The 8,608-nt window shown below is 72.6% G+C and carries 11 protein-coding genes; 4 read left to right on the top strand and 7 right to left on the bottom strand.

The window, feature by feature from the left end; translation table 11 throughout:
- Positions 1-122: 122 nt before the first annotated feature.
- The 3 genes from ABT057_RS47050 to ABT057_RS47040 are packed head-to-tail and all read right to left on the bottom strand — an operon-like array spanning position 123 to position 2,710.
- Positions 123-1,049, bottom strand: a complete 927-nt coding sequence (locus tag ABT057_RS47050) for a MerR family transcriptional regulator (RefSeq protein ID WP_352351187.1) — start codon at positions 1,047-1,049, stop codon at positions 123-125.
- A 29-nt stretch (positions 1,050-1,078) separates the two neighbouring features.
- Complete coding sequence (locus tag ABT057_RS47045) at positions 1,079-1,588, bottom strand: glutathione peroxidase (protein WP_352351185.1); 510 nt, start codon at positions 1,586-1,588, stop codon at positions 1,079-1,081.
- 9 nt (positions 1,589-1,597) lie between these two features.
- Positions 1,598-2,710: an ArsR/SmtB family transcription factor gene (locus ABT057_RS47040; protein ID WP_352351183.1), complete on the bottom strand. Its 1,113-nt coding sequence runs from the start codon at positions 2,708-2,710 to the stop codon at positions 1,598-1,600.
- A gap of 81 nt (positions 2,711-2,791) precedes the next feature.
- Between ABT057_RS47040 and ABT057_RS47035 the strand changes: the two genes are divergently transcribed.
- The gene (locus tag ABT057_RS47035; RefSeq protein WP_352351181.1) at positions 2,792-4,003 is read left to right on the top strand and encodes an MFS transporter; all 1,212 of its coding nucleotides are present in this window, start codon (positions 2,792-2,794) and stop codon (positions 4,001-4,003) included.
- Positions 4,004-4,055: 52 nt separating this feature from the next.
- Here the strand turns inward: ABT057_RS47035 and ABT057_RS47030 are convergent, their stop codons facing one another.
- The 3 genes from ABT057_RS47030 to ABT057_RS47020 are packed head-to-tail and all read right to left on the bottom strand — an operon-like array spanning position 4,056 to position 5,206.
- Positions 4,056-4,658: a GNAT family N-acetyltransferase gene (locus ABT057_RS47030; protein ID WP_352351179.1), complete on the bottom strand. Its 603-nt coding sequence runs from the start codon at positions 4,656-4,658 to the stop codon at positions 4,056-4,058.
- A gap of 47 nt (positions 4,659-4,705) precedes the next feature.
- Entirely contained in the window at positions 4,706-4,990 is a 285-nt protein-coding gene (locus ABT057_RS47025; protein ID WP_352351177.1) for an SHOCT domain-containing protein, read from the bottom strand.
- 12 nt (positions 4,991-5,002) lie between these two features.
- On the bottom strand, positions 5,003-5,206 hold the full coding sequence (locus tag ABT057_RS47020; RefSeq protein WP_352351191.1) for a hypothetical protein: 204 nt from the start codon (positions 5,204-5,206) through the stop codon (positions 5,003-5,005).
- On the opposite strand from ABT057_RS47020, the gene ABT057_RS47015 reads away from it, so the two are divergent.
- Positions 5,121-5,525 carry a DUF7144 family membrane protein gene (locus ABT057_RS47015; protein WP_352351189.1) on the top strand — a complete coding sequence of 135 codons (405 nt, stop codon included), beginning with the start codon at positions 5,121-5,123 and terminating at the stop codon, positions 5,523-5,525. The genes ABT057_RS47020 and ABT057_RS47015 overlap by 86 nt on opposite strands.
- 39 nt (positions 5,526-5,564) lie before the next feature.
- Here the strand turns inward: ABT057_RS47015 and ABT057_RS47010 are convergent, their stop codons facing one another.
- Positions 5,565-6,008, bottom strand: coding sequence for a DUF6325 family protein (locus ABT057_RS47010; protein WP_352351175.1), 444 nt, complete (start codon positions 6,006-6,008; stop codon positions 5,565-5,567).
- A gap of 87 nt (positions 6,009-6,095) precedes the next feature.
- Here ABT057_RS47010 and ABT057_RS47005 point away from each other — a divergent pair, with 87 nt between their 5' ends.
- Together ABT057_RS47005 and ABT057_RS47000 are read left to right on the top strand one after the other, a co-directional pair.
- On the top strand, positions 6,096-7,049 hold the full coding sequence (locus ABT057_RS47005; RefSeq protein WP_352351173.1) for a YhjD/YihY/BrkB family envelope integrity protein: 954 nt from the start codon (positions 6,096-6,098) through the stop codon (positions 7,047-7,049).
- 118 nt (positions 7,050-7,167) lie between these two features.
- Positions 7,168-8,586, top strand: coding sequence for a DUF2252 domain-containing protein (locus tag ABT057_RS47000; protein ID WP_352351171.1), 1,419 nt, complete (start codon positions 7,168-7,170; stop codon positions 8,584-8,586).
- Positions 8,587-8,608 lie beyond the last annotated feature (22 nt).

The following is an 8,608-nucleotide window of genomic DNA, read 5'->3' as shown; positions in this document are numbered from 1 at the left end:
GGGCCCCCACCGCCGCACCGGGCACAAGCCCAAGTACGTCCAGTACGAGGGCTTGCACCCGGCACGCCGAGAGCACGCGCCGGACGCCGCTCCTTTACGGGCAAACGTTGCCTGCCGCGGCACTAGGACGGGTTCTCGGCGCGCCTCACCGGGAACGCCACGTCGCACACCGGGTCCTCAGGGCCCGCCGCGTCCCAGTCGGCGAAGTAGGTCTCGCGGCAGGGGCCGTCGTACTCCCAGCCCTCCCGCTTCATCCACGCCTCCACCGCCTCGAAGGCGGCGATGATCTGCGGATGCGCGACCTGGGCCTTGGTGATGCGGGTGCGGGCCAGCCGTCGGGCGGGTTCGATCCGCGCCCGGATCTGCCGTCCCTGCCCCTGCGCCGCGGCCCAGGCCCGCGCGGCGGCCGCGTCGGCGACGGGCACGCAGGCCTCGGCGGGGCCGTCGCTCTCCATGGAGACCTCGGCGGAGTACACGACGAACGGCGCGCCGGTGGTGCCCCCGCACCTGCCGGCCGCCTCCTCCAGGCGGCCCAGCGAGGCGGGGATCCACACGGGCAGCTCGTCCGCCAGGACGTGCCGGGTCTCGGTGACGACCACCTGCTCGGGCACGTCGACCGTCTCGACCTTGAACTTCTCGTACATCTCGGAGCTCCTCCCGGTGAGGCGTCCACGGAGGTACCCGGCGAGCGTGCGCTGGGCGGCGAACCGGGTCTCGACCCCGGTCCAGTACGCGGCGAGCAGCTCTCCCGCCCGGTCCGTGCCGGCCGCGTCGACCACCTCGGCGATCCGCGCGAGCGGCATGTCGAGCTGCCGCAGCAGCGCCACCAGCCGGGCGCGGTCCACCTGGCCGGCCCGGTAGTAGCGGTAGCCGCTGGCGTCGTCGACGTGCGCCGGGGCCAGCAGGCCCAGCCGGTCGTAGAGCCGCAGTGCCTTGGCCGACAGGCGGGCCCGGGCCGCGAACGCGCCGATGGTGAGCAGTTCGTCGTCGTCCCGTGCGTTCACCTGGTCATCCTCCGTCACCGGGCGGTCGGTCCCGCCCGGCGACATGGAGACTCAGCCCTGCCCCAGGGGCAAGGTCAAGCGGTGAGCCCGGCCTCGATCGCGGCGACGACCTCCGCGGCCTCCGGCTCGGTCTGCGGGGAGAACCGGGCGACGACCTGACCGTCCCGGCCGATCAGGAACTTCTCGAAGTTCCAGCGGATGTCACCGCTGTGCCCCTCGCCGTCCGCGAAGCCGACGAGCCGCTCGTACAGGCCGTGCCGGCCGTCCCCGTTCACCTCGACCTTCTCGGTCAGCGGGAAGGTCACGCCGTACGTCGCCGAGCAGAACTCCGCGATCTCCTCGGCGGTGCCGGGCTCCTGCCCGAGGAACTGGTTGCAGGGCACCCCGAGCACGGTGAAGCCCTGGGCGGCGTACCGCTCCTGGAGCCGCTCCAGACCCGTGTACTGCGGGGTCAGACCGCACTTGGAAGCCACGTTCACGATCAGGACGACATCGCCCGCGTAACGGGAAAGCTCCGCGGAACCGCCTTTGAGGGCACCGATCTCGACGTCGAGGGGGGAAGAGGACACGGCATCAGTAGTCATGCCCGGATGCTAGCCCCGCCGGGTGAACCCGGTCTCCGCCGGGGGAATCCGCTCCTGCCGCGTGGATCTGGTTCCTGCCGGACGAATCCGGCCTCCGCCGGGTGGGTTCGGTTCCGGGCGGGGCGTCGGTTCCGGGCGGGGGGCGTAGGTTCCGGGTGGGGTCCCGGACCCCATCAGCACCTCGCCCGCCCCCGTCCTCGCGTACAGCACCGAACGGCCCGTCCGGCGGCGCTCCACCAGTCCCGCGTCCAGCAGGACCTTCAGATGGCGGCCCACCGAGCCGAGCCCCTGCCCGGTCAGGGCGACCAGCTGGGTCGTGCTCAGCGGCCCCTGCCCGAGCAGCACCAGGACGGTCGCCCGGGGCCGGCCCAGCAGCGCGCCGAGACCCGCCGGCACGGCCCGCGCCCGTTCGTCCCCGGCCAGCACGCCCGCGCACGGGTACACGACGGCGTACCGCTCCCGCCCCTCCCACGACACCCACCCGGCCTCCGGCGTGACCGGCACGAAGACCAGCTCGGCGCCGGAGACCTCGCGGGGCGGGTATTCGTGCGCGTTCACCTGGAAGCGGTTGTCCCCGAGCCACCGGGTCCCCGGCCGCAGCGAGTCCAGCACCACGGCCCATCCGCCCCGGCTCATCCGCGCCGTGCGCGCGGCCACGTCGGCCTCCAGGACGTGCCGCCGACGCTCCCAGGTCGGCCGTACGGTCGCCTCCCACACGTACTCCAGCAGCGCGGCCGCCCGTTCGGGCAGGTCGTCGCGGTCCAGCGCGGCGGGCAGCGGACCGGCGAGGGACACCCGCAGATGCGCGCGGGCGTCCGCCGGGCGCGCCGCCCGCACCCGGGCCACGCCCTGCCCGAAGGTCTCGCCGTCCCGCGGCGTCGGCGTCAGGAAGTCGGCGATCCAGCTCCTCCCGAGCCCCGCCCGCACCAGCAGCGCCGTCACCGGATCGGCCGCGAGCCGGGCGCGGTATCCCGGCAGATGGTCCCGCAGCCACTCCCGCTCACCGGGGTGCGCACCCACCCCCCACTGCAGCAGCTTCACACAGGCGAAGGTCTCGGCGAGCGGCGACAGCACGAACCGGCTGCGGGCCAGGGTGTCCGCGTTGACCTGCCACCAGCCCATCACGACCCCCGTCCGCGCACGACGTTTCGCACACCCGCGAAACAATAACCACCCCTCCCGGGCCCGCCCGAGACTCCGCGCATGCCCAGTAACCGCTACCGACAGCTCTTCCGCACCCCCGAGTTCACGCCTCTCTTCCTCTCCTCCGCCGCCCACACCGCCGCCCAGACGGTGGGCGGACTCGCCCTCGGCACCCTCGTCTACGAGGCCACCGACTCCCCGCTGCTGTCCGCGGTGAGCATGTTCGGCCCCTCGCTCGCCCAGGTGGTGGGTGCGACGCTGCTGCTCTCGGGCTCCGACCGGCTGCCCCCGAGAGCGGCCCTCGCCGGCATCTCCCTCGCCTTCGCGGTCACCACGGCGGTGCTGGCCGTGCCCGGTCTGCCGGTCCCCGGCGTCTTCGCCGTGGTTCTCCTGCAGGGGCTGATCGCCTCGCTCGGCAGCGGTGTCCGCTGGGGTCTGCTGAACGAGATCCTCACCAAGGACGGCTATCTGCCGGGGCGTTCGCTGTTCAACATCATGCACGGGCTGATGCAGACCGCGGGCTACGCGACCGGCGGCGCCCTGGTGGCCGCCCTCTCCCCGCGCCGCACCCTCCTCCTCGCCGTCCTGCTGTACGCGGTCGCCGCCGTGTCGGGCCGCCTGGGTCTGTCCGCCCGCCCGCCGCGCGCCACCGGCCGCCTCTCGGCCGCGGTGACCTGGCGCACCAACGCCGTCCTGTGGTCCTCGCGCCCCCGCCGCCTCACCTACCTGGGCCTGTGGCTCCCCAACGGCCTCGTCGTCGGCTGCGAGGCCCTGTTCGTGCCGTACGCCCCCGGCGCGGCGGGCACGCTGTTCGCCTGCGCGGCGCTGGGGATGCTGGTGGGAGACGTGACCGTCGGCCGGCTGCTCCCGCCCGCCGTGCGGGCCCGCACGGCGACCCCCCTGCTGCTCCTCCTCGCCGCCCCCTACGCCTTCTTCGCCCTGCACCCCGCCGTTCCGCTCGCCGCCGCCTGCGCGACCCTCGCCTCCGTCGGCTTCGGCGCGAGTCTGGTCCAGCAGGAGCGCCTGATGTCCCTCACCCCTCCCGAACTCGGCGGCCACGCGCTGGGGTTGCACTCCTCCGGAATGCTCACCCTGCAGGGCGTGAGCGCGTCGCTGGCGGGCGGCGTGGCCCAACTCACCTCCGCCGCCACCGCGATGACGGCGATGGCACTGACCTCGCTCGCGGTCACGGTGACTCTGGCGGCGGCGGACCGGAGCGGCCGCCGGGCGGGATCCCCGGCGGCCGCTCCCGCACCGGTCAGGAAGGCCTGACCGCCGGCACCGGGGTGACGGCCATCGTGTCGCCGCACCCCGCCCTGCGTGGCTAACCGTGACGGAGGGGTGACGGCATGTGGCACACGTGCAGATGGCCGTCGAGCGGATACGCGGGGGGCATGGCGGGCAGCACGGCCGCGAAGGCGTACCCGGTCTTCTCCGCCACGCGGCACGAGGCGAGGTTGTCGACCTGGTGGATCAGCTCCAGCCGGGTCAGCCCGGCGTCCGCGAAGGTGTCGTGTGCCCAGTCGGTGAGGGTCAGGAGGGCGCGCGGAGCGACTCCCCGGCCACGTGCGTGTGCGGCGGTCCAATAGCCCACCTCGGCGGCCGGGTTGCCGGACGAGACCTCCTTGAGGACGAGATGGCCGGCCAACCGCCCTTCACCGGTTCCCGGTCGCTCCTCCAGCACCGCGAAACCGAACCTCGTCCCGGCGGCCCAGCCCTGCTCCTGCGACTCCACCCAGCGCTCCCCGTCGGCCTCGTCGTCCACGGGCGAGCTGATCCACCGGCGCAGCACGGGATCCCGGTGCGCCTCGATCAGCGCGGGGACGTCCGTCGGCCGCCAGGGCCGCAGGACCAGGGCGGGCGCGGTCGGTGTCGCCGCCGCCCGGAGGGTGACCGGGGGAACGGACGGGGTGGGTGGGGTGGGCACCGGGTGATCGTACGCGGCGGAGCCGGGTCGTTCGGGCGGGTCCCGGGTCAGCCGAGGAGCCTGCGCTTCTGCTCCTCGAACTCGGCCTCGGTGAGCACGCCCTGTGCCTTGAGGTCGCCGAGCTGCTTGAGCTCGTCGAGCTTGCCGCTCATGTGGTCGTCCGGCGCCGGCGTCGCGGCCGCCGGCTGCGGCGCCGCCTGGGGCTGCGGCTCCTGAGGGCCCTGCTGCGCGGCCCAGCGGCCCTGCTGGCGGCGCGACACGCGGTTGGAGACCGCGGTCGCCGTTCCCGCGACCACCGCGGTGCGGGCGACTCCGCGAAGAAGTCCTGGCATGGCGATCCCCTCTCACCCGGAGTGTTGCTTCCATTTGATCCTGATCTGCCGGTCGCCGCGAGTCGTGGCAGGGTGGAATCCAGATGTATCGCAGCCGAAGGAGGCCGGAATGGCCACGCACGGTACAGGAATGTCGAGCACGACCACCCGCTCGGGAACCGCGATGTCCGGATGGACATTGTTCGCCGCGATCATGATGATATTCAGCGGTGTCATGGCGATATTCGAAGGGATAGCCGCCATCGCCGAGGACGACGTGTTCGTCACCACCCGGAATTTCACTTTCCAGTGGAGCCTGACCAGTTGGGGCTGGCTGCACCTGGCGCTGGGCATCGTCGTCACACTTGCGGGCCTGGCGCTGTTCCGGGAAGCCATGTGGGCCCGTTTCGTCGGTATCGCCTTGGCGGGGCTGTCCATGATCGCCAACTTCGCCTGGCTGCCCTGGTACCCGTTCTGGGCCGTCATGCTGATCGTCATCGACGGCTTCGTCATCTGGGCCCTGTGCGTCGGCCCGAGCCGGGAGGCCCGGGCCTGACCCGCCCCCGCACCTGCGCCTGAGGTCCCTTCAGGGGTCTCAGGGAGCGGACTCGGCGGCGTCGAGCGAGGCCAGGACGGCCTGCATGTCCAGGCGTCCGGAGGCGACCAGTTCGGCGCCGCCGCGGCGCAGAGCGGCGGCGAAGGGCGCGGCCCACAGGTTCTCGTAGACCAGCAGGCCGGCCGAGTTGCCGGGCTCGACGGCCGCGGCGGCCTCCTCGAGGTCGTCCTGGCCCAGCAGACCGGAATGCGCGCCCTCGAAAACGGTGAAGTCGAGTTCGCCGTCGCCGGTGAGGTCGGCGATTTCCAGCGCGGTCACCGAACCGTCCTCTTCCTTTCTGATGAACATCAGGTCCAGGATCCGGATGATTCCCCGGTCCACCAGATCGACGAGCAGGGGGAAACCCTCGCCCGTCATATGGTTTCCGGGAAACTCCACGATCAAGTAGTCGATGGGGCCTGTTCCTTCGAATTTCTCGTTCATGAAGCCATTGCAGCATCCGGTGCCGGGCGCTGCACCCGCTGTGGCTGCCGGAGTGCCGACCGGCCGGCGCGGCGGCACGCTGGCAGCATGCAGCCAGGCAGCGAGCGCCGGCCGGGCGGGGAGCGGCGGCCACGAGGGGAGCGGCGGCGGGCGCGAAGGGCCTCGCTCCGGTCCCGGGCGCTCGGGCTGCGGACCCGCGCCGAGGCCCGGTTCCCCCTGATCACGCATCTCATGTCGCACCTGATCTCGGTGAACGTGCTGGACTCCGCGACCCGGCTGGCCGCCCAGACGTTCCTGACGGCGGTACCGCTGGTCTTCGTCGTGGCCTCCGTCGCCCCGCAGGCCCTGCGCGACCAGATGGCCACCTCCCTGCACAACACCTTCGGGCTGACCGGCGGCGCGGACGAACAGTTGAAGAAGGCCCTGCAGAGCGGCCAGAACAGCGACGCCTCCGAAGAACTGCGCCAGACCACGGGGATCGTCAGCGGCCTGCTGGTGCTGATCTCGGCCACCGCGTGCAGCCGCGCCATGCAGCGGCTCTGCGAGCGCGCCTGGAGTCTGCCGCGGGCGAGCGCGCGGCTGGCGGCGTGGCGCTGGATCGCCTGGCTCGCGGCCTGGCTGGTCATGATCGGACTCCAGGGCGTCCTGCGCGGCGGTTTCGGCCTCGGCCTGTGGCTGGGGCTGCCGCTGTTGCTGGTGGTGGACATCGGCATGTGGTGGTGGACCCAGCGGCTGCTGCTGGCCTCGCGCGTGCCGTGGCCGTCGCTGCTGCCGGGCGCGCTGCTGACGGGTGCGGCCCTGAGCGTCCTCACCACCACCGCGACGCTGTACGTGCCCAGGGCCCTCAACCACAGCCTCGCCAAGTACGGATCGCTGGGCGCGGTCTTCACCCTGCTGTCGTGGCTCATCACCCTGTGCGTGGTCATCACCCTGTGCGTCACCGCCGGCGCGGTCGTCGCCCGCGAACCCTGGGCGGTGCGGCACCTGGGCGGACCCGAGTCGCCGCGACCACCCTCCGGGCATACGTTGGAAGACGGCTGACCACCCACCGGAGACGGCCGACCGGCCCACCGGAAGACGGCCCACCCGCCCGCCGGAAGACGGCCGACCACCACCGTGGATCACCTTGGCTCACCTTGGATCACCGTGGAGCGTCCGCATGAGCGAGAACAATCCCACCGGCCAGGACATCCGTCACCGCACCCCGAGGGAGCGCGCCGAACGCGGCAAGGCCGCCCGGGCCCACGTACCGCGGTCCGCGCACGCCGAGTTCACACCGCCGCCGAAACGCACCGATCCGGTGGACGTCATCGAGACGCAGTCGGCGAAGCGGGTGCGGGAACTCGTGCCGATCCGCTACGGCCGGATGAGCGAGTCGCCGTTCCGCTTCTACCGCGGAGCGGCCGCCATCATGGCCGCCGACCTCGCCGAGACCCCCCGTACCGGGATCAGGGTGCAGTGCTGCGGTGACGCGCACATGCTGAACTTCCGGTTGCTGGCGTCGCCGGAACGCCGGCTGATGTTCGACATCAACGACTTCGACGAGACGCTGCCCGGCCCCTGGGAGTGGGACGTCAAGCGGCTGTCGGCCAGCCTGGTCATCGCGGGCCGGGCGAACGGCTTCAGCGCCAAGGAACGCGCGTCGGTGGTGCGGGCGACCGTCGGGTCGTACCGCGAACGGATGCGGGCCTTCGCCGGGATGGGCAATCTCGACGTCTGGTACACCCGCTTCGAGGCGGACGAACTGCGGAGCGAGTTCGCCCCCGGCGCCGGCGCCAAGGACCGCGAGCGTCTGGAGGGCGCCCTCGAGCGGGCCCGCGGGCACGACACCCTCCAGGTCTTCGGCAAGCTCACCCACGTCGTCGGCGGGCGGCGCCAGATCGCCAACGACCCGCCGCTGCTGGTACGGCTGCACGACCTGCTGCCGCAGGCCGAGGGCGGCGCGCTGGAGAAGGAGATCAGCCGGCTCGTCGAGCGCTACGGCCAGTCCCTGGAGACGGACCGCCGCTTCCTCCTGGAGAGCTACCGCGTCGCCGACATCGCCCGCAAGGTCGTCGGGGTGGGCAGTGTGGGCACCCGCTGCTGGATCGTGCTGCTGCTCGGCAGGGACGACCAGGACCCGCTGTTCCTCCAGGCGAAGGAGGCCGACGATTCGGTGCTCGCGCCGTACGCCGGGTCCGCCGGTTTCCGCACCCAGGGCGAGCGGGTGGTCGCCGGCCAGCGGCTCATGCAGGCGACCAGCGACATCTTCCTCGGCTGGGAGCGCGCCACGGGCATCGACGGCCGCCGTCGCGACTTCTACGTCCGCCAGTTGCGGGACTGGAAGGGCATCGCGGTGGCGGAGAACATGTCGCCGAAGCGGATGGCCGTGTTCGGGCAGGTCTGCGGCGCCACCCTGGCCCGCGCCCACGCCCGCTCCGGCGACCGCATCGCGATCGCCTCCTACCTGGGCCGCGGCGACGCCTTCGACCGCGCCCTGGCGAGCTTCGCCGAGCTGTACGCCGACCAGAACGAGAAGGACCATCAGGTCCTCCTCGACGCGATCGAATCGGGGCGCGTCCTCGCCGAGTCGGCCTGAACACCACCGGGGGACCGGCCCC

It is taken from the genome of Streptomyces sp. NPDC002588 (genome assembly GCF_040295925.1).
Lineage (GTDB): Bacteria > Actinomycetota > Actinomycetes > Streptomycetales > Streptomycetaceae > Streptomyces.
Note: the sequence above shows the minus strand (reverse complement) of the source record. Positions and strands in the feature narration are given on the sequence as shown.

Excerpts from the sequence above, each read along its gene's own strand:
- ABT057_RS47050 (WP_352351187.1), bottom strand. The coding sequence starts at position 1,049 with ATGTCGCCGGGCGGGACCGACCGCCCGGTGACGGAGGATGACCAGGTG.
- ABT057_RS47045 (WP_352351185.1), bottom strand. The coding sequence starts at position 1,588 with ATGACTACTGATGCCGTGTCCTCTTCCCCCCTCGACGTCGAGATCGGT.
- ABT057_RS47040 (WP_352351183.1), bottom strand. The coding sequence starts at position 2,710 with ATGGGCTGGTGGCAGGTCAACGCGGACACCCTGGCCCGCAGCCGGTTC.
- ABT057_RS47035 (WP_352351181.1), top strand. The coding sequence starts at position 2,792 with ATGCCCAGTAACCGCTACCGACAGCTCTTCCGCACCCCCGAGTTCACG.
- ABT057_RS47025 (WP_352351177.1), bottom strand. The coding sequence starts at position 4,990 with ATGCCAGGACTTCTTCGCGGAGTCGCCCGCACCGCGGTGGTCGCGGGA.
- ABT057_RS47015 (WP_352351189.1), top strand. The coding sequence starts at position 5,121 with ATGTCGAGCACGACCACCCGCTCGGGAACCGCGATGTCCGGATGGACA.
- ABT057_RS47020 (WP_352351191.1), bottom strand. The coding sequence starts at position 5,206 with ATGACACCGCTGAATATCATCATGATCGCGGCGAACAATGTCCATCCG.
- ABT057_RS47010 (WP_352351175.1), bottom strand. The coding sequence starts at position 6,008 with ATGAACGAGAAATTCGAAGGAACAGGCCCCATCGACTACTTGATCGTG.
- ABT057_RS47005 (WP_352351173.1), top strand. The coding sequence starts at position 6,096 with ATGCAGCCAGGCAGCGAGCGCCGGCCGGGCGGGGAGCGGCGGCCACGA.
- ABT057_RS47000 (WP_352351171.1), top strand. The coding sequence starts at position 7,168 with ATGAGCGAGAACAATCCCACCGGCCAGGACATCCGTCACCGCACCCCG.